Source organism: Streptosporangium sp. NPDC002544, assembly GCF_040295965.1.
Taxonomy (GTDB): Bacteria; Actinomycetota; Actinomycetes; order Streptosporangiales; family Streptosporangiaceae; genus Streptosporangium.
In genome coordinates this window covers 1-22,336 of the sequence record NZ_JBEOWJ010000012.1, presented here as the reverse complement: position 1 = coordinate 22,336, position 22,336 = coordinate 1, and the positions used below count along the sequence as shown (strand labels likewise).

General features: G+C 71.2%; 18 protein-coding genes. 14 read left to right on the top strand and 4 right to left on the bottom strand.

Annotation, left to right across the window (positions count from 1 at the left end; all coding sequences use genetic code 11):
- Positions 1 to 261 precede the first annotated feature (261 nt).
- The 14 genes from ABT061_RS19790 (at position 262) to ABT061_RS19725 (ending at position 18,332) form a co-directional block, all read left to right on the top strand.
- Positions 262 to 1,224 carry a methionine ABC transporter ATP-binding protein gene (locus ABT061_RS19790; protein ID WP_350919507.1) on the top strand — a complete coding sequence of 321 codons (963 nt, stop codon included), beginning with the start codon at positions 262 to 264 and terminating at the stop codon, positions 1,222 to 1,224.
- Complete coding sequence (locus tag ABT061_RS19785; protein ID WP_343966585.1) at positions 1,221 to 1,877, top strand: methionine ABC transporter permease; 657 nt, start codon at positions 1,221 to 1,223, stop codon at positions 1,875 to 1,877. Before ABT061_RS19790 ends, ABT061_RS19785 begins: the two co-directional genes overlap by 4 nt.
- A gap of 170 nt (positions 1,878 to 2,047) precedes the next feature.
- Complete coding sequence (locus tag ABT061_RS19780; protein ID WP_502991459.1) at positions 2,048 to 3,595, top strand: acyl-CoA synthetase; 1,548 nt, start codon at positions 2,048 to 2,050, stop codon at positions 3,593 to 3,595.
- Positions 3,596 to 3,836: 241 nt separating this feature from the next.
- On the top strand, positions 3,837 to 4,178 hold the full coding sequence (locus ABT061_RS19775) for a hypothetical protein (RefSeq protein WP_350919500.1): 342 nt from the start codon (positions 3,837 to 3,839) through the stop codon (positions 4,176 to 4,178).
- A 356-nt stretch (positions 4,179 to 4,534) separates the two neighbouring features.
- Complete coding sequence (locus tag ABT061_RS19770; RefSeq protein WP_350919497.1) at positions 4,535 to 5,884, top strand: S1C family serine protease; 1,350 nt, start codon at positions 4,535 to 4,537, stop codon at positions 5,882 to 5,884.
- A gap of 191 nt (positions 5,885 to 6,075) precedes the next feature.
- Entirely contained in the window at positions 6,076 to 8,004 is a 1,929-nt protein-coding gene (locus ABT061_RS19765; protein ID WP_350919494.1) for a S9 family peptidase, read from the top strand.
- Entirely contained in the window at positions 7,953 to 9,278 is a 1,326-nt protein-coding gene (locus ABT061_RS19760) for a serine hydrolase (protein ID WP_350919491.1), read from the top strand. The genes ABT061_RS19765 and ABT061_RS19760 overlap by 52 nt, the downstream gene beginning before the upstream one ends.
- Positions 9,279 to 9,287: 9 nt before the next feature.
- Positions 9,288 to 10,628: a serine hydrolase domain-containing protein gene (locus ABT061_RS19755; RefSeq protein WP_350919488.1), complete on the top strand. Its 1,341-nt coding sequence runs from the start codon at positions 9,288 to 9,290 to the stop codon at positions 10,626 to 10,628.
- A complete protein-coding gene (locus ABT061_RS19750; protein ID WP_350919485.1) occupies positions 10,621 to 11,499 on the top strand; it encodes a serine hydrolase in 879 nt (292 codons plus the stop codon). The genes ABT061_RS19755 and ABT061_RS19750 overlap by 8 nt, the downstream gene beginning before the upstream one ends.
- Before the next feature lie 29 nt (positions 11,500 to 11,528).
- The gene (locus ABT061_RS19745) at positions 11,529 to 13,112 is read left to right on the top strand and encodes a PucR family transcriptional regulator (protein ID WP_350919482.1); all 1,584 of its coding nucleotides are present in this window, start codon (positions 11,529 to 11,531) and stop codon (positions 13,110 to 13,112) included.
- 95 nt (positions 13,113 to 13,207) lie between these two features.
- A complete protein-coding gene (locus ABT061_RS19740) occupies positions 13,208 to 14,794 on the top strand; it encodes an ABC transporter substrate-binding protein (protein ID WP_350919479.1) in 1,587 nt (528 codons plus the stop codon).
- On the top strand, positions 14,795 to 15,817 hold the full coding sequence (locus tag ABT061_RS19735) for an ABC transporter permease (protein ID WP_350919476.1): 1,023 nt from the start codon (positions 14,795 to 14,797) through the stop codon (positions 15,815 to 15,817). It begins immediately after the preceding gene.
- Complete coding sequence (locus ABT061_RS19730; RefSeq protein ID WP_350919473.1) at positions 15,817 to 17,643, top strand: dipeptide/oligopeptide/nickel ABC transporter permease/ATP-binding protein; 1,827 nt, start codon at positions 15,817 to 15,819, stop codon at positions 17,641 to 17,643. The genes ABT061_RS19735 and ABT061_RS19730 overlap by 1 nt, the downstream gene beginning before the upstream one ends.
- On the top strand, positions 17,640 to 18,332 hold the full coding sequence (locus ABT061_RS19725; RefSeq protein ID WP_350919470.1) for an ABC transporter ATP-binding protein: 693 nt from the start codon (positions 17,640 to 17,642) through the stop codon (positions 18,330 to 18,332). Before ABT061_RS19730 ends, ABT061_RS19725 begins: the two co-directional genes overlap by 4 nt.
- A gap of 110 nt (positions 18,333 to 18,442) precedes the next feature.
- Here the strand turns inward: ABT061_RS19725 and menC are convergent, their stop codons facing one another.
- From menC to ABT061_RS19705, 4 genes are all read right to left on the bottom strand, one after another.
- On the bottom strand, positions 18,443 to 19,543 hold the full coding sequence (gene menC / locus ABT061_RS19720) for an o-succinylbenzoate synthase (protein ID WP_350919467.1): 1,101 nt from the start codon (positions 19,541 to 19,543) through the stop codon (positions 18,443 to 18,445).
- A gap of 157 nt (positions 19,544 to 19,700) precedes the next feature.
- The gene (locus ABT061_RS19715) at positions 19,701 to 20,480 is read right to left on the bottom strand and encodes a GNAT family N-acetyltransferase (protein WP_350919464.1); all 780 of its coding nucleotides are present in this window, start codon (positions 20,478 to 20,480) and stop codon (positions 19,701 to 19,703) included.
- Positions 20,477 to 21,706: a M20 family metallopeptidase gene (locus tag ABT061_RS19710; RefSeq protein ID WP_350919461.1), complete on the bottom strand. Its 1,230-nt coding sequence runs from the start codon at positions 21,704 to 21,706 to the stop codon at positions 20,477 to 20,479. Before ABT061_RS19710 ends, ABT061_RS19715 begins: the two co-directional genes overlap by 4 nt.
- Positions 21,703 to 22,336 (bottom strand): dipeptidase (locus ABT061_RS19705; protein WP_350919458.1); only part of this gene is annotated, 634 nt, incomplete at its 5' end. The genes ABT061_RS19705 and ABT061_RS19710, both read right to left, overlap by 4 nt.

The window sequence follows — 22,336 nt, the reverse complement described above, 5'->3', positions numbered from 1 at the left end:
TCACCGCCCGGTGGCCCGCGGAGGCCTTGCCGGGCGCGGGCGCTCGTAGGGACAGTCGTTTTAACATAACATGTCGGGAATGATGGTAAATGGGGGTGGCGTTGGGTCGGGCGTGAAAGTGGTCGGTAAGGCCCGAGACCATGATCTTTTCGGCAGGTCATCTCCTCCCGCGCCATCTGGGCCATCCGCCCCCGCCTCCGGAGGCCCGTCGACGTCCCACCCGTAGTCCTGCCGAGACCCGTTTCGTTTTGAGGAACAGCTGTGATTGACGTGTCGGACCTGCGAAAGGTCTATCAGGATCGGGGGCGCGAGGTGGTCGCCGTCGACGGCGTGGACCTCCACGTCCGCGAGGGTGAGATATACGGCGTGCTCGGGCAGAGCGGCGCCGGCAAGAGCACCCTGCTGCGCTGCGTGAACCTCCTGGAGCGTCCCACCTCCGGCACCGTCTCGGTGGCGGGTCAGGAGCTGACCGGCCTGGCCGAGCGGGACCTGCGCAAGGCGAGACAGCGGATCGGGATGATCCACCAGCATTTCGCGCTGCTCTCCTCCCGCACCGTCGCGGGCAACGTCGCCTTCCCGCTTGAGGTCATGGGGGTGGCCAAGGCGGAGCGCGCCAGGCGGACCGCCGAGTTGCTGGAGCTGGTCGGGCTGGCCGACAAGGCCGGGGCGTACCCCGCGCAGCTGTCGGGAGGGCAGAAGCAGCGGGTCGGCATCGCCCGCGCGCTGGCCGGCAGCCCTCCGGTCCTGCTGTCGGACGAGGCCACCTCGGCGCTCGACCCCGGTACCACGCAGTCGATCCTGGCCCTGCTCAAGAGCCTCAACCGCGAACTCGGCCTGACCATCCTGCTGATCACCCACGAGATGCACGTGGTCAAGTCGATCTGCGACTCGGTCGCGGTCATGCGCGACGGCCTGGTCGAGGAGTCCGGAACCATCCCCGAGCTGATCTCCAGGCCCGGCTCCCGGCTCGCCGCGGAGCTGTTCCCCCTCCCGGAGCCGGAGCCGGGCAATGTCACGATCACCTTCACCGGCCAGGCCGGTGAGCCGGTGGTGTCGCAGGTGGTCCGCAAGTTCGATGTGGACGTCAACATTCTCGGCGGGGCCCTGGAGGAGGTGGCGGGCGTCTCGACCGGGCGGCTGCGCCTGCTCGTCACCGGTGACGAGCGCGCCGCCGCGCTCAGCTACCTGGCCGAACGCGGCCTGCTGGTCGAGGAGGCCCGATGACCTGGGACGAGATGTTCCCGATGCTGCTGGAGTCGACGGGCCAGACCGTCGAGATGGTGCTGTGGTCGACACTGTTCACGGTGCTGCTCGGGCTCCCGCTCGGGGTGGCGCTGGTCGCCACCGACAGGGGCGGGCTGTTCCCCTCCGCGGTACTCAACCGGGTGCTGGGGCTGGTCGTCAACCTGGGCCGCTCGCTGCCCTTCATCATCCTGATGATCGCGGTGATCCCGTTCACCAGGCTGATCGTCGGCACCACCATCGGCACCATCGCCGCGGTGGTCCCGCTGACGCTCGGCGCGGCGCCGTTCTTCGCCCGGCTGGTGGAGACCGCGCTGCGCGAGGTCGGCAGGGACAAGGTGCAGGCGGCCCAGGCCATGGGAGCCGGCCGGGCGACCATCGTCGGCAAGGTGCTGCTGCCCGAGGCGATGCCCGGCCTGATCGCGGGGCTCACGGTGACCGTGGTCGCGCTGATCTCGTACTCGGCGATGGCCGGGGCGATCGGCGGGGGCGGGCTCGGAGACCTGGCCATCCGCTACGGCTACCAGCGCTTCGAGACCACCCTCATGATCGTCACCGTTGTCGTGCTGGTCGCCGTCGTGCAGCTCGTGCAGAGCCTGGGCGACACCGTCGCCCGCCGTCTCGCGCGCGATTGACCGGCCGCGCCGATGACCTTCTGCCATCGCGCGGCCACGCCGAGGTGAGCCGGGGGAGCGGGAGTGCTTCCACGGCCACGAAAGACCGTCGTTCACCGGGCCGCGACCTCGTCCGCGAGGTCGCGGCCCTGCCGTTTTCGAGTACTTCTCAGCAAACCTGAAGCCGAGTAATGTTCTGCTCCATGCACCCGGGAGCCATCGCAGCAGTTTCGCCGGACAAGCCCGCTGTGATCATGGCGGGCTCCGGGCGGATCGTCACCTACCGCGAGCTGGACGAGGAGTCCAACCGCCTGGCCCGGCTATTCCGCGCGGCCGGCCTGCGGCCGGGTGATCACATCGCCTTCATGCTGGAGAACCATCCGCTCTTCCTGGTGGTCGCCTGGGCCGCGCACCGCTCGGGCCTGTACTACACGGCCATCAGCTCGCGCCTGAAGACCGACGAGCTCGCCTACATCGTCGACAACTGCGGGGCCCGGGTCTTCATCTCCTCGGCGGCCCTCGCGGACGTGGCGGTCTCCATCACCGATCTCACGCCCCAGGTCGGGCTCAGGCTCATGCTGGACGGTGCCGCCCCTGGCTTCGAGTCCTACGAGAAGGCCGTCGCGGCCCACCCCGCCACGCCCGTCGAGGACGAGTGCCAGGGGGTGGACATGCTCTACTCCTCAGGCACCACCGGGCGGCCCAAGGGGGTCAAGCCCATGCTCTCCAAGGCGCCGCTGGATCAGCCGGGGCCGCTGCTGCAGCTCATCCAGTTCCTGTTCGCCCCCTCGGCCGACAGCGTCTACCTCTCCCCGGCTCCGCTCTACCACGCCGCCCCGCTGCGCTACTGCCTGAGCTTCCAGCGGATGGGCGCCACGATCGTGGTCATGGAGAGGTTCGACCCGGAGCAGGCGCTCGCGCTCATCGAGAAGTACTCCGTCACCCATTCGCAGTGGGTGCCGACCATGTTCATCAAGATGCTCAAGCTGCCCGAGCAGACCCGCGCGCGCTACGACCTGTCGTCGCTGGCCTGCGCGATCCACGCCGCCGCCCCCTGCCCCGTCCCGGTCAAGGAACGGATGATCGACTGGTGGGGGCCGATCATCCACGAATACTACGCGGGGACCGAGGGCAACGGTTTCCTGTACGTCGGCTCGCAGGACTGGCTCGCACACAAGGGAACGGTCGGCCGCCCGCTGCTCGGCGTCACCCACATCTGCGACGAGGAGGGCAACGAGCTGCCGCCGCGCGAGCACGGCACCGTCTACTTCTCGGACGGCCCCCAGTTCGTCTACCACGGCGACGAGGCCAAGACGGAGGCGTCCCGCGACCCGCTGGGACGGGGTTGGACCACCCTCGGCGACATCGGCTACCTCGACGAGGAAGGTTTCCTCTACCTCACCGACCGCCGCTCGTACATGATCATTTCTGGCGGGGTCAACATCTATCCGCAGGAGGCCGAGAACGTCCTGTCCGTCCATCCCAAGGTGGCGGACGTGGCGGTCTTCGGCGTTCCGGACGAGGAGATGGGCGAGCAGGTCAAGGCGGTCGTCCAGCCGGCCTCCATGGACCTGGCGGGCCCGGAGCTGGAGGCCGAGCTGATCGAGTACTGCCGTTCCCGGCTGGCGCCCTACAAGTGCCCCAGGTCCGTCGACTTCCGCGAGGAACTGCCCAGGCACCCCACCGGGAAGCTCTACAAGCGCCTCCTGCGCGACGAGTACTGGCCCGCCGGCTCCTGACCCGCCCGGCCGCGCCGACGACATCGTCGCCACGCCTCTCTCCGGCCGGTCGCCGCACCACGAGAAGGCTCGCTGAAAGGCGTATTACCGCCTATTGCATAGGAAGGTTTCCTATTTAATACTGTGATCGACGCAGCGTATCCCTATCGCGCAGAACTCCACCTCGCTCGGCGCTGCACCCCGTCACGCTCAGCCCCCCTCTCTCCGTGTCGCACGCCTTCCTGGATCCCGGAGGTCCTTCATGCCTCGTCGTGTCGTCGCGCTCGCCACCGTCGCGCTCGCCTGCCTCGGCGCGCTTGCCGTCTCCACCGCCCCCGCGCAGGCCGCCCGTTCCGCGGACGTTCTCGAAATCGTGTACAGCCCGCTCTCGCTCGGTGAGTACTGCGCGGCTAACGTCAACCCCTCGTCCATTGTCGGCTTCTACAACGGCAGCCTGGGCTGCTACCGCTGGAACGGCACTCAGACCACCTACGCGGGCAGCGGGAGCCCTTCCGCCGCGTGCGCCTACTTCCACCCCACCTACGCCTACATTGGCCACGCTCAGGGCGGCAGCCAGGCGTTGATCTGCAAGTACTCGGTCTGACCCGCCCCCGCACCCCTCCTCGCGGCGTCGCCCGCACGGATACGGCGAGGCGACGCCGGTGGAGGGTGCGCGTGCCTCGCCGCGCGCAGATCGTGTGCGGCTACTTCTCGGGCGGCCCGGTCCCCGATGGGTGACAGATGCTCATCGCCCCCCTCGACCGTCCAAGCCCCGAAAGAGTGGCCGAGAAAGATTTTCGAGCTGCCATCCAGGGGCTGAGCATGGCTGATAAAGCCGTTGTCAGAAGATCCCGATCACCAGGATCAACCTCTTAACCTGCGCTTATACGCCGTCGGGCATCGTTTGTGTCAACCGGTGAGCACCGGCTTCCACCCCGTCGAGCCGGGGGGATGTTGGACGTGGGGGAAGACATGGACCCGAACAGGAACGAGCAGCAGGACACACCGACCGAGGCGACCCCCGGGAACGACGGCTGGACCCAGTTCGGCAAGGTACCGCCGCGCGCCGGCGCCTATCGTGCCGGTGAGGAGACCGGGCCGCAGCCGACGCTGATCCACCCGGTGCCGGAGCAACTCGCCGCCGAGGCCCCCGAGAAGGCCGGAGGACCGGTGACGGTCCCCGTGCAGCGCGGCAGGCTCACCGCCGGGCAGAAGATCGGCGCCGGTCTCGCGCTGGCGGCCATGGCCGTCGGGGGCGGGGTGGCGGGGGCCTTCGCCGCGACGAGCCTCAACGGTTCCGCCACCGTGGTCTCGTCATCCAGCCCGCTCGTCAGCCCGGTCGGCAACGTGACGACGGTCGCCGACATCGCCCAGCTGGTCCAGCCCTCCGTGGTGTCCATCGAGATCAGGACCGCCGCGGGCGGGGGCGAGGGGTCCGGGGTGGTGCTGTCGGCCGACGGCCTGATCCTGACCAACAACCACGTGGTGTCGGCCGGCGGCCAGGCGGGCCCGGACAGCCGGGTAACCGTCAAGTTCAGCGACGGCAAGACCGCCACCGCGAAGGTCATCGGCACCGACCCGGCCACCGACCTCGCGGTCATCAAGGCGGAGGGCGTCTCCGGCCTCACCAAGGCCTCGATCGGCGACAGCGACCGGCTCAAGGTGGGTGACTCCGTGCTCGCCATCGGCAGCCCGCTCGGCCTGTCAGGCTCGGTCACCGCCGGGATCGTCAGCGCGCTGAACCGCACGCTCACCGTCGGCGGAGACCAGGGACAGCAGCAGCTCCCGCCCGGCTGGGGCAGGCCGCAGGGGAGCGGCCAGAGCCCCACCACCATCGGGGGCGCCATCCAGACCGACGCGGCGATCAACCCCGGCAACTCGGGCGGCGCGCTGGTCAACGCCGCCGGTCAGGTGGTGGGTATCAACACCGCCATCGCCACCAACGGCGGGGAGGGCAGCATCGGTGTCGGCTTCGCCATCCCCATCAACACCGCCAGCCACGTCGCCGAGCAGCTGATCAAGAGCGGCAAGGTCTCCCACGCCCTCCTGGGGGTGAGCGTGACCGACGCCACCGGGGACGCGGGCGGCGCCCTGGTCGGCCAGGTCACCGAGGGCAGCCCCGCGGCCAAGGCGGGCATCAGGCAGGGCGACCTGATCACCAAGATCAACGACACGCCCGTGGACGAGGCGGCCACCGTGGTCGGAGCCGTCCGCGGCTTCAAGCCCGGCCAGCAGGTGACCGTCGCCTACGTCAGGGACGGGCAGTCCCAGACCGTCACGGTGACCCTCGCTGAGAAGACCGGCGAGTAGGGCTCCTCGACGGATGTGCCGCCGGGCCGCCACGGCTCGGCGGCACAACCGTTTCCGGACCCGGTGGACGCGCGCCTCGACGGCCGTGAACAGGCGCTCCCGCGAGGCGATTGGAGAAAGACACAACGGATCGGGGCCGGTTCGTCGTGGAGGCCGAAGAAGCGTCGCCTGGGTGGGCTTAACGTTCGGACATGCCTCGCCTCTCCCTCAGCGACCTGTATCACATCGCGATACCGGCGGACCCCCGGCTGCATCCCGGCGGGAGCACCGTGGCCTACGTGGTCACCACCGCCGATCGGGAATCCGACGAGAACCGGTCCGAACTCTGGCTGGCCGCACCCGGCGCGGAGCCGCGCCGTCTGACGGGTGGCCCACGCGACTCCTCCCCGCGCTGGTCGCCCGACGGAAGCTCGCTGGCCTTCCTCCGCCCCGTGGAGGGAAAACCACAGCTTCATCTGCTGCCGATGAACGGCGGAGAGCCCCGCGTCCTCACCACCGCGGCACTGGGCGCGGGCCCGGCGGTCTGGTCCCCCGACGGCACCAGGATCGCGTACGGCGCGCCGCACGGCGACCTCGACCGGAACGCCCCGGTCGTGGCCGACAGCCTGGAGTACAAGGCCGATGGCGCGGGCCTGCTGCGCGGCCTCACCACGCACCTCTTCGTGGTGGACGTGGCGACGGGTGAGACCGGGCAGCTTACCGCGGGCGACTTCCACGCGGGTGAGCCGTCCTGGTCACCGGACGGCCGGCGGCTCGCCTTCACCGCGAGCATGGAGCCCGATCGCGACCTGGTCGTCAGCAGCGAGGTCTACTCGGTGGACGCCTCCGGCGGCGAACCCGAGCGGCTCACCGGCCCCGGTGTGATCTGCACGGGGGTCTGGTGGCTGGGCGGACGGCTGCTGGTCACCGGATACGCCGGTGACCCCGTCGGGCACGTTCGCCTGTTCGAGCTCGGGACGGACGGGCTCGTGGAGGTCAAAACCGGACTCGACCGCAACGTCATGCTCGGCGCGCCGGGCTATCCCGGCGCGACGCCTCAGCTGGCGGGGGACGACCTGATCTTCTGCGCCCGTGACGGTGGCTTCACCCACCTCTACCGGGCCCCCGGCGAGAAGATCGTCGGTGGGGACCGGGTGGTGTCCGGGGTCAGTGCCGTGGGGGGCAGGATCGCCTACGTCGCCGCGACGCCGGACAGTGCGGGAGAGGTCTATCTCGCGGACCTCACCGCGGGCCGGGCGGGCGCCCCGTCAGGCGATGTCCCGGCCGTACCCGGAGTGACGGCGCCGGAGACGACAAGGCTCTCCGCCTACGCGCTCCCCGGCATCGAGCTGTTCACCCCGCGAAGCCGTACCTTCACCGCCCCCGACGGGACACCGGTCGAGGGTTTCGTGCTGCGGGATGAGACGCTCACCGAGCCCGGACCGCTCCTGCTGGACGTGCACGGCGGCCCCCACAACACCTGGGCGCCGGTCTTCGACGGCGTGCACCTCTACCACCAGGTGCTCGCCGCACGGGGCTGGACCGTGCTCACCCTCAACCCCCGGGGCAGCGACGGGTACGGCGAGGCGTTCTACACCGCCGCGCTCGGCGCCTGGGGCCTCGCCGACACCGGTGACTTCCTGAGCCCGATCGACCAACTGGTCGCCGAAGGCGTCGCCGACCCCGACCGGCTCGCGGTGACCGGCTACAGCTATGGCGGCTACATCTCCTGCTGGCTGCCCACCCAGACCGGCCGGTTCAAGGCCGCCATCCCGGGCGGGTGCGTCAGCGACCTGGTCAGCATGGCCGGCACCTCCGACGCGGGACACCTCCTGAAGACGTACGAGTGCCGCGGCGACATCGCGGCCCAGTCCCCGATGAGCCACGTGGCCCAGGTGACCACGCCCACCCTGATCCTGCACGGTGAGAACGACGACCGGTGCCCCGTCGGCCAGGCCGAGCAGTGGTTCGCCGCGCTGCGCGAGCGGAACGTGCCGGTACGGCTGGTTCGCTACCCGGGTGGCTCTCACCTGTTCATCCTCAACGGCCGTCCGTCCCACCGGGTGGACTACAACGAAAGGATCGTCGAATGGCTGGAGCAGTGGATCCCGGTCGCTGGCACGCCCGTCTCGCCGAGCTGATCACCGAGTACCAGGTTCCCGGCGCGAGCCTGGCCTTCCTGCACGAGGGGGAGGTGCACGAGTTCGCCGCGGGCGTGCTCAACGTGGAGACCGGGGTTGAGACGACCACCGACTCGCTCTTCCAGATCGGCTCGGTCACCAAGGTCTGGACCGCCACCCAGATCATGCTCCTCGTCGAGCGGGGCGAGCTGACGCTCGACACCCCGGTCGCCGAGGTCCTGCCGGAGTTCCGGGTCGCCGACCCCGAGGTGACCAAGACCGTCACCATCAGGCACCTGCTCTCGCACACCTCCGGCATCGACGGGGACCTGTTCCTCGACACCGGCCGTGGTGACGACTGCATCGAGAAGTACGTCGAGGCCTGCGCGGACCTCGCGCAGAACCACCCCCTCGGCGCCACCCAGTCGTACTGCAACTCGGGTTTCATCATCGCCGGGCGCGTCGTCGAGCGCCTCACCGGCAAGGGGTGGGACGCCGCGCTGCGCGAGCAGATCGTCGAGCCGCTCGGCCTGACCCACACCTGGACCCTGCCGGAGGACGTGCTGCGCTTCCGCGCCGCCATGGGTCACGTCGACGGCGCACCCGCCCCCGTCTGGGGCCTGATGCGCTCCTGCGGCCCGGCGGGGTTGATCTGCGCACGTCCCGCCGACGTCGTGGCCTTCGCCCGCGCCCATCTGGGCACCGGGCTGCTCGCCGACCCGCGGGCGATGTGGGAGCCGCAGGTGGACATCCCCAACCCGCACACCCTCGGGAAGCAGTGGGGGCTGGGCTGGATCCTGGACGAGTGGCAGGGGCGCCGGATCATCTCCCACGGCGGCAACACCATCGGTCAGGCGGCCATGCTCTGGGCGGTCCCCGACACCGAGACGGTGGTGTGCGTGCTGGCCAACGGCGGCCACACCGCCGCGTTCCAGCACGCCCTGGCCACCGAGCTCTTCGACGAACTGCTCGGCCTGGCAGTGCCGCCCGTGCTGGGACCGCCGGCCGAGCCGTTCGAGACCGACGTCGAGCGGTATGCCGGTGTGTACGAGCGGGCGGGCAGCCGGATGACGCTGACGGTCCGCGACGGCCGGCTCTCGCTGTACGGCGAGGCCACCGGAGCCCTCGCCGAGCTGCAGCCGCCCATGGAGTTCGATCTCGTCCCGGTGGACGACGTCACCTTCGTCGGCCGCATGGAAGGAGAGCCGCAGTGGCTGTCGGCGGTGTTCTACGAACTCGCCGACGGCTCGCCGTACATCCACCTGGGTGTGCGTGCCACGCCCAAGATCGCTTGAGGAGCCGGCATGTTTGGGAACCTGCGGGAGCGTTTCGACGAGGCGGCACGGCGGCACGGCGTGCCCGGCGCCGCGCTCGCGGTGTGGGCGGGCGGCGAGCTCGTCGAGGTCGCCACTGGCGTGGTGAACAGGAACACCGGAGTGGAGACCACGACCGACAGCGTCTTCCAGGTCGGCTCCACCACCAAGGTCTGGACCGCCGCCCTGGTGATGCAGCTCGTGGACGAAGGGCTGGTCGAGCTGGACCGGCCGGTTCGCGACTACCTGCCGGAGTTCGCCGTCGCCGACGGCGCGGAGAAGGCCATCACGGTCAGGCACCTGCTCACCCACACCGGCGGCTTCGACGGCGACCTGTTCGAGGACACCGGGCGCGGCGACGACTGCCTGGACAGGTATGTGGACTTCCTGCACGACGCGGGCCACGTGCACGACCCCGGAGCCCTGTTCTCCTACTGCAACGCCGGGTACTGCGTGCTGGGCGCCCTGGTCGCGCGGGTGCGTGGCACCACGTGGGAGCGGGTGATGCGCGAGCGCCTGCTGGACCCGCTCGGTGCCACGCACTCGGCGCTCCTGCCCGAGGAGGCGATCCTGTTCCGGGCGGCGGCCGGTCACGTCGGCCCCGAGGGCGCCGTCCACCACAGGTGGGACATGCCGCGCTCCAACGCCCCCGCGGGTTCGACCATGTGCCTGGCCCCGCGTGAGCTGGTCCGCTTCGGCCGGATGTTCACCGCCGGGGGCCTGACGGAGGACGGCATCCGGCTGCTGTCCGAGGAGTCGGTCGCGGCCATGCGGACCAGGCAGGTCGACGTGCCCGGGATCTCCGGACTGCTCGCCGACCGCTGGGGCCTGGGCTTCGAGCTGTTCGACTGGGGAGGCGAGGTCTACGGTCACGACGGCGGCACGATCGGGCAGAGCACGTTCTGGAGGGTCGTGCCGGGAGCGGACTTCGCGATCGCGATGAGCGCCAACGGCGGCGGCTTCCTCGGCCTGCTCGTCGACGTGGTGCTGCCGGTGATCCGCGAGGCCACCGGGCTCGCGGTCCCGGACTTCCCGGTCCCGGCCGGGACGCCGCAGGTCGTGGACCTCACGCCGTACACCGGCGGGTACCAGGGGCCGATGATCTCCTACCAGGTGGCCGAGGTGGACGGCGGCCTGGAGATCACCATGATCCCCGGCGAGTTCATGACGAACGCGGGCACCCCGCGCACCACCACCCGCTTCGTCCACCACTCCGGCCACTCCTTCATCGCGGTGGAGCCGGAGGACGGCAGGCACGAGACGATCACCTTCGTGGTCGAGGACGGCCGCGCCTCCCACATCCACAACGGACGGGCGCTGCCCCGTGCGTGACGCGCTGCGTGAGGCGTTCGACGACGCGGACGTGGAGGGCTTCATCCACGTCCGCGACGTCGACGGCGACATCGAGACCGGCCTCGGCGCCGACGAGCCGGTCGTGCTCGCCTCGGTGTTCAAGATCCCAATCGTCCTGGAGTACGCCAGGCAGGCCGCGGCCGGGACTCTGGAGTGCACCGAGCGGCTGACCGTCACCGCCGCCGACAAGGACGGCGGCATCGGCACCTCCGGCTGCGCCGACGACATCTCGCTCACCCTGCGCGACCTGGCCCACTTCATGATGACCATGAGTGACAACGCGGCCACCGACGTGCTGCTGCGCCGGGTCGGGCTCGGCAACCTGCACGCCACGCTGCGCGAGCTCGGCCTGGAGCGCACCCGTCTGATCGGCGGCTGCGCCGAGTTGCTCGGGAGCGTCGTGGCCGAGCTGGGCCTCTCAGGTGAACTCGGTGTCTCCGATGAGGAGCAGCTCGCCGGGGTGAGCGAGGACCGGATCCGGGCGCTGTCGGTACTTGACCCGGAACGGACCACCTCGGGCACGCCCCGCGAGACCACGACCCTGCTGAGCAGGATCTGGCGGGACGAGGCCGGACCTCCGAAGGCCTGCGCGGAGGTGCGGAGGATCATGGGCAACCAGATCTGGCCGCATCGGCTCTCCTCCGGGTTCGGCGACGAGGTGAAGCTCTCCGGCAAGACCGGCACGCTCTGGGGCATCCGCAACGAGGCAGGTGTCGCGGAATATCCGGATGGGAGGCGCTACGCCGTCGCGGTCTTCCTGCGGACCGGCTCGCTCGGTCTCCGGTTGCCCAAGGCCGACGCGGTGATCGGCCGTGCCGCTCGCATGGCCATTGATCACCTAAGAGAATAATGTCACTCTATGTCCGTTATCGTGAGCGGATGACCGATCGGCCACGGGCAAGCCTGCAGCGGATCCTGGAGGATCTGGGCAGTAGCGTGCTGGACGTGGCGGCCTCCCCCGGGGAGCTCGACGCCGAGGTCACTGGCGTGCACATCTACGACCCCCTCGACGAGCTGCTGCTCCCGGAGGGGAGCATCCTGCTCGCCGTCGGGGTCGACCGCGCCGAGCAGATCTGCGCCCTGCTCGACGCGGCGGGCCCGGCGGCGGGTGTGGTCGTCAAGCAACCGGTGGACGTCGACGAGCTCGTCCGCGCGAAGGTCCGCCAGACCGGGGTGGCGGTGCTGGGCCTCACTCGGGCCGCCTCGTGGGCGCAGGTGGCCGCGCTGCTCCGCTCCCTGCTGGCCGAGGGCGACCTCGCCGAACCGGGGGAGGCCCCGCAGGACGACCTGTTCTCGCTGGCCAACGCCGTGTGCGCGCTCCTGGACGCACCGGTCACCATTGAGGACCGGTCATCGCGGGTGCTGGCGTACTCCGGGCGGCAGGACGAGGCCGATCCCGGCAGGGTGGAGACCGTGCTCGGCCGCCAGGTACCGGAACGGTACCGGCGGATGCTGGAGGAGCGCGGGTTCTTCCGCCGGCTCTACCAGAGCCGTGAGCCGATCTACATGGAGCTGGACGACGACAGCATCAACCGGGCGGCGGTGGCCGTCCGGTCCGGCGACGAGATCCTCGGCTCCATCTGGGCCGCCGTACGGGAGCCGCTGAGCGACCAGCGGCAGCGTGCTCTCGCGGACGCCGCCAAGATCGTCGCGCTGCAGCTGCTCCGGCAGCGGGCCGGGGCGGACACCAGGCGGCGACTCCGCGCCGACCTGCTCTCCACCGTGCTGGCGGGCGGCAGGGACGCGGCCGAGGCGGCAGGGCGGCTCGGCGTCGCCAGCGGGCGGCTGTGCGTGCTCGCGGCCCAGCTCAGCGGTGGATCCCACGTCGACGCCGCACACCGGGAGAGCGACAGGCAGCGATTCTGCGACGCGCTCGCCCTGCATGTCGGGGCCATCCATCCCAAGGCCGCCGCCGCGCTGGTCGGCTCGGTGGCCTACGCCGTACTGCCACTGCACGCCGGTGGCGACGAGGAGGCGCGGGCCGTGCGGGTCGCCCAGAGTTTCCTCGCCCGGGTCGGTCCCCGGCACGCGGCCAACATCGGCGTGGGGCGCCTGGCGGGCAACCTGACCGAGGTGGCGAGGTCCCGGGCCGACGCCGACCGGGTGCTGCGGGTGCTGCGTACCCGCGAGGCGTCCGGCGTGGTCGCCGGCTACAGCGGGGTGCACTTCGAGGCGCTGCTGCTGCAGCTGTCGGACCTGGTCGAGGCCGAGGAGCAGGTCCCCACCGGGCCCTACCAACGGCTCGTGAGCCACGACGCCGAACACGGCAGCGAGCTGGTCGCCACCCTGCGGGCCTACCTGGACGCGTTCGGCGACGTCAACGCCGCCTCGGCCAGGGTGCACGTGCACGCCAACACCTTCCGCTACCGGTTGAAGCGGCTCACCGAGATCAGCGGCCTGGATCTGGCCGACCCCGAGGCGCGGCTGACCGTGATGCTCCAGATGCGGATTTTCAGACGGTAGCACGATGAATTACGGGCTTTTCGTGGTGGAGGACGAAGAAGGATCACCGGGAAAAGGCGACTGTGGGGCATCACCCCCACCTCCCTGGAGTCCCGATGAGAAACGCAGGAGCGGCGGCCGTGCTCGGCGCCCTCAGCCTGTTCGCGGCCGCGTGTGGCGGTACGGCGGACTCCCCGTCAGCCGGAACCGCCGACGGCGGCACCTTCAACTTTGCGATCGCCAGTGACCCCGGGGTGCTGGACCCGGCCATGGGCGTGCTCTCGGTCACCAACACGGTGCTGTCGCTGGCCTACGACACGCTGACCCGCGTCGGCCCCGACGGTGAGATCATCCCCGGTCTGGCCGAGAAATGGGACGTCAAGCCAGACTCGGTGACCTTCACCCTCCGCAAGGACGTCACCTGCTCCGACGGCTCCAAGCTCACCCCCGCCGACGTGGCCGCCAACATCAACCACATCGCCGACCCGGCCACCAAGTCGCCGATCTACGGTGTGCTGGTGCCCACCGGGATGAAGGCCGAGGCGGACGGCGCGGCGGGGACGGTGACGCTCTCCACCCCGAAGCCCTTCAGCTTCATCCTGCAGAGCACGCCGATAGTGTTCATCGTCTGCGGCAAGGGGGTCGAGGACCGCTCGGTGCTGGCCCGTGGCACCTCCGGCTCCGGGCCCTACACGCTCACCGAGGTGGTGCCCGGCGACCACTACACCTTCCAGATCCGCAAGGACTACGCCTGGGGGCCGAACGGCGCCACCACCAAGGAGCCGGGCCTGCCCGCCAAGGTCGTGCTGAAGGTCGTGCCGAACGAGCAGACCGCCGCCAACCTGCTGATCTCCGGTGACCTCAACGGTGCGATCATCTACGGCGCCGACCGCGCCCGCCTGGAGGCCAGCCCGGGAGTGGGCAAGAGCATCCCGCCCATGGGCAACGGGCAGTTCTTCTACCACCAGGGCGACGACCGGCCCGCCAAGGACCCGGTGGTGCGCAAGGCGCTCACCCAGGCGATCAACCTCAAGGAGCTCGCCGGGATCGCCTCCAGCGGCACCGGCCGCCCGGCCACCGGGCTGGTGCTGGAACCGCGGCCGTGCCAGGGCGACACGGTCACCGGCCACGTCCCGGCGTTCGACGCGGCGGCCGCGGGCACCGCGCTGGACGCCGCCGGCTGGAAGGTCGGCGCCGACGGCATCCGCGCCAAGGACGACCGGAAGCTGGAGCTGCGCCTGCTCTACGCCACCACCAGAGGCGCGGGCGTGCAGGCGGCGGCCGAATACCTCGCCGCCGGGTGGAAGAAGGCGGGCGTCGACGTCAAACTGAACGGCGTCATCGACACCAAGTTGTCGGAGTCGCTCAACACCACCCAGGACTGGGATGTCGTCTGGCTGCCGATCGGCGTCACGCTTCCCACCCAGCTCGTCGGCTTCCTGTCCGGCCCGTCGGCGCCGGAGGGTGCCAACTTCTCCCATCTGAACAACGCCCGCTACCAGGAGCTGGTGGCCGAGGCCCAGCTCAAGCCCGCCGAGGAGGGCTGCAAGCTCTGGCTGGAGTCGGAGTCCGCGCTGTTCGACAACGCCGACCTGGTGCCGGTCGTGGAGAACACAGTGCTGATCGCCGCCAAGAACGCGAAGTTCGACATGCTGGCGGGCCTGTTCTCCCCGACCTCCATCCGGATGACCGAGGCGGGCTGAGTGGCCGGGACCTCTCTCCCCCCGGCCGGCGGGCGCCTGCTCGCCGACCGGGGGCTTTCGGGTCGGGGGCTTTCCGGCCGGGTGCGCGGCGCGTTCGTGCTGCGGCACCTCGCCCGGTTCGCGATCTCGCTGGCCGTGCTGCTCGTCGCGTCGTTCGCGATGATCCACCTGATCCCGGGCGACCCGGTGCGCGCCTCGCTCGGCCCCGCCGCGCCGGTCGAGCTGATCGCCGCCAGACGGGCGGCGCTCGGGCTGGACCAGCCGGTCCTGTCCCAGCTGGTGTCCTATGTCCGCAACGTGCTGGGCGGGGAGTTCGGCATGTCGTTCCTCAGCGGGGAACCGGTCGGTGAGGTCATCGCCGCCCGGCTCCCCAACACGCTCGTCCTCGCTCTGCTCGCGACCGTCGTGGCACTGCTCGTCGCGGTGCCGCTCGGCATGTGGGCGGGGATCCGCACCGAGAACGGCCGCCACCGGGGCACCGAGGCGACCTTCACCTCGGCGACCGGCGCGGCCGTCGCGGTGCCCGAGTTCCTCTACTCGATCGCCCTGGTGACCGTGTTCGCGATCGGTCTCGGCTGGTTCCCGCCCGCGGGCAAGGGCGGGCCGGAATCCTACGTGCTGCCGGTCCTCGCCCTGGCCATCGCGCCGACGGCGATGATCGCGCGCATCTCCCGGGTAGAGACGCTGCGCGAGCTGGGCGCCGACTACGTGCGGCTGGCACGTGCCAAGCGGCTGCCCGCCGCCCGGCTGTATGTACGGCACGTCCTGCCCAACACGCTCACCGCGACCCTCACCGTGGGCGGGCTGCTGCTCACCGGCCTGATCGCCGGAAGCGTGCTGGTCGAGTACGTCTTCGCGTGGCCGGGCCTCGGCCTGCGGATCGTGGAGTCGATCACGCAGAAGGACTATCCGGTCGCCCAGGGTGTGATCCTCGTCTACGGGGCGATCGTGCTCACCGTGAACCTCCTCGTCGACCTGCTGCTCGGCGTGCTCGACCCCACGTCCGCCCTGAAGGAGAGCTGATGCGGCACCTGCTGCGGACCCCCGCCGGGCTCGCCGGGACCACGCTGGTCGCGCTCATGGTGGTTCTGGCGATCGCCGGGCCGCCGATCTGGGGCGCCGAGGCCGAGCGCATCGACTCCACGGCCATCCTCCAGGGAGTCTCGGCCGCGCATCCGCTCGGCACCGACAACCTGGGCCGTGACATCCTCGCCCGGGTGCTGGTCGCCGGCCGGCTCTCACTGGCCCTCGCGTTGCTGGCCACGCTCATCGGCGCGATCGGCGGGACCGTGCTCGGCGCGCTCCCCTCGGTACTGCCCCGCCGGGCCGCGCGCCTGGTCAACGGCACGGTGAACGCGCTGGTCGCCTTCCCCGGACTGCTGCTGGCCATGTTCACCGCGGTGATCGCGGGGCTCGGTGCGCGAGGTGCCGTGCTGGGCATCGGCGCCGCCATCGCGCCCGGCTTCGCCCGGCTCACCCAGACGCTCGCCGCCTCGGTCGCCGGGGCCGACTACGTGTCGGTCGCCCGCATGCTCGGGGTTCCCCGGCGGCGGATCATGGCGCGGCACGTCCTGCCCAACATCGCCGAGCCGCTGATCCTCAACCTCACTCAGGCGTTGGGCGGCGCGCTGCTCGGCCTCGCCGGGATGTCCTTTCTCGGCCTGGGCGTGCAGCCGCCGTCGTTCGACTGGGGACGGCTGCTGTTCGACGGCTTCGGCCGCATCTACTCCACCCCGGCCGTGGCCCTCGGCCCCGCCGTCGCGGTGGCGCTCGCGGGCATCGGGTTCAACCTGCTGGGGGACGTCCTGGCACGTGCCGCGGCACGCACCGCCGTACCGGCGGGGAAGACCCGTCCGCAGGCCGCCCCCGCGTCCGGAGAGCTCGGCGAGCCCGACCCGGAGGCGATACTGGAGATGCGCGACCTCACCGTCACCTTCCCCGGCGGCGTGACGCCGGTGCGCGGACTGTCGCTGACCGTCGCGCCCGGCGAGATCGTCGGCCTGGTGGGGGAGTCGGGCAGCGGCAAGAGCCTGACCGCGTCGGCGATCGGCGGGCTGGTGCCCTACCCGGGCGAGGTGAGCGCGGCGCGGCTGCGGCTGTGTGGCGCCGACCTCGGCGAGCTGCCGGAACAGGAGCGCCGCAAGCTGCTCGGCACGTCGCTGGCGATGGTCTTCCAGGACCCGATGGCCTCGCTCAACCCGGCGCTCCGGGTCGGCGGGCAGCTCGCGGAGGTGGCGACCGTGCACCAGGGCGCGAGCCGTGCCGAGGCCAGGACCAGGGCCGTGGACCGGCTCGGGCACGTGCACATCCCCGAGCCGGGCAGGCGGGCCCGGCAGCACCCGCACGAGCTGTCCGGCGGCATGCGGCAACGCGCGGTGATCGCGATGGGCCTGATGGGCACGCCGAGACTGATCATCGCCGACGAGCCGACCACCGCCCTCGACGTGACCGTGCAGCGGCAGATCCTGCGCCTGCTGCGCGAGGTGACCGGCGAGGCCGGCGCGGCGACCCTGTTCATCTCCCATGACATCGCCGTGGTCGGCGAGCTGTGCCACCGGGTCGTGGTGATGTACGCGGGCCGGGTGGTCGAGGAACTGCCGGTCGAGAAGCTGGTCTCCGGCGCCGCGCACCCCTACACCCGCGCGCTGGTCGCCTCGCTGCCCGACATGGACACCGACAGGTCCCTGCCGCTGGCCAGCATCCCCGGCCATCAACCCTCACCCGCCGAGGTCGGCGGGGGGTGCGCCTTCGCGGCCCGCTGCGAGCTGGCGACCGACCGCTGCGCCGAGCGTCCGCCCCTGATCCCGTACGGCAAGGCGCATCAGGTCGCCTGCTGGGAGGCTTCATGATCATTAAGAACCTGACGGTGCGGTTCGGCGCGTTCACCGCCGTCGACGACGTCACGCTGGAGATCCCGGCCGGGGCGATCGTCGGTCTGGTGGGGGAGTCCGGGTCGGGTAAGTCCACGCTGGCCAGGGCGGTGACCGGGCTGGTGCCGTATACCGGTGAGATCGTCGGCGGTGATCCGCGGCGGATCCAAATGATCTTTCAGGATCCCTACGCCTCGCTCGACCCGCGGATGACCGTGGGCGCGTCGGTGGCCGAGGGGCTCCGCGTGCCCCGCGCCGCCCGCCAGGCGGAGGTGGAGCGGTTACTGTCGCTGGTGTCGCTGCCCGTCTCGCTGGCGGGGCGCTATCCGCGTGAGCTGTCCGGTGGTCAGCGCCAGCGGGTGGCGGTCGCCCGGGCGCTGGGCGCGCGCCCCGAGCTGCTGGTCGCCGACGAGATCACCTCCGCCCTGGACGTCTCCGTCCAGGGCTCGGTGCTCAACCTGGTCCGCTCGCTGCGCGCGGAACTCGGGCTGTCGATGCTGTTCATCTCGCACAACCTCGCCGTGGTCCGGTACGTCTCCGATGTCGTCGCGGTGATGCACCGGGGCAGGCTGGTCGAGCTGGGGGCGACCGAAGACGTGGTGGGGTCGCCCCAGGACGACTACACCCGCTCCCTGCTTGAGGCGGTGCCCCGCCTCAGGCGCAGCTGAGAGACGGCCGGTCTCCCGCTTCTCTCCCGTCCGGAACGGGGGGAAGCGGAAGACCGGCCGCGGCGTGCGCCACGACCGGCTCCTCTTCCCGCTGAGGCGGGAAACGCCCGCTAGATGGTGATCCATTCGGTGGAGACGGTGACCTCGTCCAGGATGTCGTGGACGGGGTCGACGCCGATGCCGGGGCCGGTGGGCACGCCGATGTGGCCGTCGTTCAGCTCGAAGGGCGGCGTGACGTCGGTGGCGTAGTAACGGCGGGAGGCGGAGGTGTCACCGGGCAGGGTGAAGCCGGGCAGGGCGGCCAGGGCCAGGTTGGCGGCGCGGCCGATGCCGGTCTCCAGCATGCCGCCGCACCACAGGGCGACGCCGTGGGCGCGGGCCAGGTCGTGGATGCGCCGGGCTTCGAGGTAGCCGCCGATCCGGCCGGGTTTGACGTTGATGATCGAGCAGGCGCCCAGGGTGATGGCGGCGGCGGCGTGTTCGGCTGATTCGATGGATTCGTCCAGGCAGATGGGGGTGGTCAGCCGGGTGGCGAGCCGGGCGTGCTGGACCATGTCGTCGTTGGCGAGGGGTTGTTCGATGAGCAGCAGGCCGAAGTCGTCGAGTTTGGCCAGGTGGGTGCTGTCGGCGAGGGTATAGGCGGCGTTGGCGTCGACCTGTAGCAGGAGATCGTCGCCGAAGCGTTCGCGGACGGCGCGGACGGGGGCGAGGTCCCAGCCGGGTTCGATCTTCAGTTTGATCCGGGCGTAGCCCTCGTCGAGGTAGCCGGTGACGGCGTCGAGGAGCTGGGGGATGGAGTCCATGATGCCGACCGACACTCCGCAGGGCACGCGGTCGGTGTCCGCGCCGAGAAAGGAGGCCAGGGACTGGCCGCCGGTGCGGAGCTGAGCGTCCAGGACGGCGGTTTCCAGGGCGGCCTTGGCCATGCGGTGCCCTTTGAAAGGCCGCAGGGCGCGGCCGGCGGTGTGGGCGTCGGCGTGGGCGGGCAGGGCGGGGATGAGGAAGCGGCGCAGGACCTCGGCGGCGCCGTCGACGTATTCGGGGGAGTAGAGCGGCTGGGACATGGCGACGCATTCGCCCCAGCCCTCGGCGTCGGGGGTGACGACGCGCAGGAGCAGTACGTCGCGTTCGGTCTCGGTGCCGAACGAGGTGCGGAAGGGGGCGACCAGCGGCATCCTGATCCGCCGCAGTTCGATTCCAGTGATCTTCATGATGGTGTGCGGCCTCCGCCGCGTCTCCCTCCGATAGCGTCGCCGGTCAGGCGACCCCGTTACAGGATGTCGCGCGGCTCGCGCCGCGTCCTTCTCTGAGTGCCCCGCCGACCGGCTCCCGGTGGTCTCCCGCCGCAGGCCTTGCCGGTCAGGGCGGTCAGACGGTCCGTTCCACGAGGTAGTGGCCCTCGCCGGTGAACCCGGTCACCCGGGCACCTTCCCCCATCAGCGTGCCCAGCACGTCGCGTACGGCGTGGCGCCATGCCTTGGCCGCGCCGGGGTCGGTGCGGCGCAGTGCCTCGATGTCGGGCGGGACCGCGACCAGCAGCGTCCGGGCGTCGGTCCGTCCGGCGACCGGGCGGCCGTCGCGCTCGGCCAGGGCGGTCACCGCGTCCGACGGGATCTTCGGCCGGTGCGGCTCGCCTCGTACGGCGGCCAGTACCCGCGGCTCGGTCAGCCGCCAGACGGCGAGCATCCGGTCGGACTCGTCGCCGGTGTTGATCGCGTCCTCCATGACGCCGTAGAAGGACGGCAGGTACTTCTCGGGGCGGGCGCCGAGTTTGACCAGGTTGAAGTGGGCGTTGCGGCGTATCAGCGGGTCGTAGGTCCAGGTGATGCGATCCAGGCCCCGGTCGAGTGCCCAGGCGCGCTGGTGCAGCTTGAGCGCGAATCCGATCCCGCGCCCGATGGCGGCGCCGGTGATGTGCGAGTGCAGCACCTGCCCGGCCGGGGCCGCGAGGAAGCCGACCGAGGCGCCCACCAGGCGGTCGCCCTGGTAGGCGCCGGTCACGTAGTTGCCCGCGTGTGACAGCGCCCGCATGAGCTCGACGGTGATGGGCTCGCTGCCGGGATCGGGGTGCCAGATGCCGTCGAACAGCCGGAAGACCTCCTCCAGTTCCTCGATGGAGCGGAGTTCGCGCAGCACCACGCCGTTCACCCGAGCATCGCCCGGACCAGGCCGGTCAGCAGCGCCGTACGGCCGGGCATCTCGGCCACGACCACATGCTCACTGTCGGCGTGGGCGCCGCCGCCCACCGCGCCCAGCCCGTCGAGGGTGGGGCAGCCGGCTCCGGCGGTGTAGTTGCCGTCGGAGGCCCCGCCCACTCCGACACCGGAGAGCGGGGCGAGTCCGAGGCCGGCGGCGATCCGCCGGGCGACGGCGAACAGCCCGGCCGATGAGGCCTCCTCCAGGGGAGGACGGTTCGGGCCGCCGATCACCTCCAGCCGGGTTCCGGCGAGCCGGGGGGACAGTGCCCTCATCAGCTCGTCCACCCGCTCCTGCGCGGCGAGGGTGGGCACCCGCACGTCCACCGACACGCGGGCCAGCGCGGGCACGGTGTTGACCGTGGTCCCCGCCGACAGCACCGTGGGCGTGACGGTGGTCGGGCCCAGGCCCGCGGGGTCGCCGGGTGCCGCCGCGCCGAACGGCGTCCCCGGTGCCGCGGAGCCCGGCCGCCGACCCGGAAGGAGGGGCAGCCCGCGCGTCGCGGCGGGTGACGTCTCCGCCGTCGTCATGGCAGAAGGACCACCGTTCACCCGATCGGCGATCCCGGTGACGGCGAGGATCTGGTGGGCCAGCTCGATCCCCGCGTTGACCCCCTTCTCGGGCTCAAGACCGGCGTGTGCGGCCGTTCCGCGCACCACGAGCTCGTAGACCGACGTACCCTTGCGCGCCGTCTTGAGCGCTCCGCCGTCGGCGCTCGCCTCCAGCACGAACGCGGCCGCGCGGCCGCGTGCCGACTCCTCGATCAGCGCGCGTGAGGACGGTGAACCGACCTCCTCGTCGCCGGTGACCAGCACGCACACCCCATCCGGCGACGGCAGCGCGGCCAGCGCGTGGAACGCCTGCACCAGTCCGGCCTTCATGTCGAACACCCCCGGTCCCCGGGCGATCCCGCCGGCCACCGACCAGGGGCGCTCGGCCAGTGTCCCGAGCGGCCAGACCGTGTCGTGGTGGCCGACCAGCAGGACCCGGGGCGTGCCGAAGGTCCACCGCAGATGGGTGACCCCGTCGATCACGATCGTCTCGGGGCGTGCGCCGAGCCTCCTGAACCCCTGGTCGGCGACCACCTTGGCGCTACGGGCCACCGCCTCGTGGTCGGCGGAGAACGACTCGCACGCGACGAGTTCCTCCAGGTCCTCAAGCATGACGTCCAGGTTCACCGTGGTCGCCCCAGCTCCGCGCGGAACAGCCGCAGGACGTTGCCGCCGAGGATCTTCACGATCTCCTCGTCGGCGAAGCCGCGCTTGAGCAGGGCGTCGGTGACCAGGGGCAGGCCGCTCGGGCCGGCCAGCCCGGGCAGGACGGCCAGGGGGTCGATCTCGCCGTATCCGAGATCCTCGCAGCACGGAGGTGTGACGTCGTGCATGACCTCGCGGATGAAGTCCGGGCCGAGGCCGACGTGGTCGATGCCACCGACCTGTGCGATGTGCTCGATGTGGTCCACCAGACGGTCCACGGTGAACTCCGCGGGGTCCGCGGCAAGGAAGCTCGGCACGAAGCTGACGCAGACCACGCCGCCGGTGGCGGCGACGCCGCGGATCTGGTCGTCGGTCAGGTTGCGGTGGTGGTCGCGCAGCGCGCGGGCCGAGGAGTGGGTCGCCATCACCGGCCTCCTCGCCAGCTCCAGCACGTGCCCCACCCCCGAGGCGCCCAGGTGGGAGATGTCGAAGATCATGCCGAGCCGTTCCATCTCCCGGACCGTCTCCACCCCCGCCGCGGTGAGCCTGCTGCCGGTGGCGTCCTCGCCGCTGCCGTCGGCCAGCGCGGTACGGCCCCAGTGCGCGATCGAG

Coding starts and splice junctions, on each gene's coding strand:
- ABT061_RS19785 (WP_343966585.1), top strand. CDS start 1,221: ATGACCTGGGACGAGATGTTCCCGATGCTGCTGGAGTCGACGGGCCAG.
- ABT061_RS19780 (WP_502991459.1), top strand. CDS start 2,048: ATGTTCTGCTCCATGCACCCGGGAGCCATCGCAGCAGTTTCGCCGGAC.
- ABT061_RS19775 (WP_350919500.1), top strand. CDS start 3,837: ATGCCTCGTCGTGTCGTCGCGCTCGCCACCGTCGCGCTCGCCTGCCTC.
- ABT061_RS19765 (WP_350919494.1), top strand. CDS start 6,076: ATGCCTCGCCTCTCCCTCAGCGACCTGTATCACATCGCGATACCGGCG.
- ABT061_RS19760 (WP_350919491.1), top strand. CDS start 7,953: ATGGCTGGAGCAGTGGATCCCGGTCGCTGGCACGCCCGTCTCGCCGAG.
- ABT061_RS19755 (WP_350919488.1), top strand. CDS start 9,288: ATGTTTGGGAACCTGCGGGAGCGTTTCGACGAGGCGGCACGGCGGCAC.
- ABT061_RS19745 (WP_350919482.1), top strand. CDS start 11,529: ATGACCGATCGGCCACGGGCAAGCCTGCAGCGGATCCTGGAGGATCTG.
- ABT061_RS19740 (WP_350919479.1), top strand. CDS start 13,208: ATGAGAAACGCAGGAGCGGCGGCCGTGCTCGGCGCCCTCAGCCTGTTC.
- ABT061_RS19730 (WP_350919473.1), top strand. CDS start 15,817: ATGCGGCACCTGCTGCGGACCCCCGCCGGGCTCGCCGGGACCACGCTG.
- ABT061_RS19725 (WP_350919470.1), top strand. CDS start 17,640: ATGATCATTAAGAACCTGACGGTGCGGTTCGGCGCGTTCACCGCCGTC.
- menC (WP_350919467.1), bottom strand. CDS start 19,543: ATGAAGATCACTGGAATCGAACTGCGGCGGATCAGGATGCCGCTGGTC.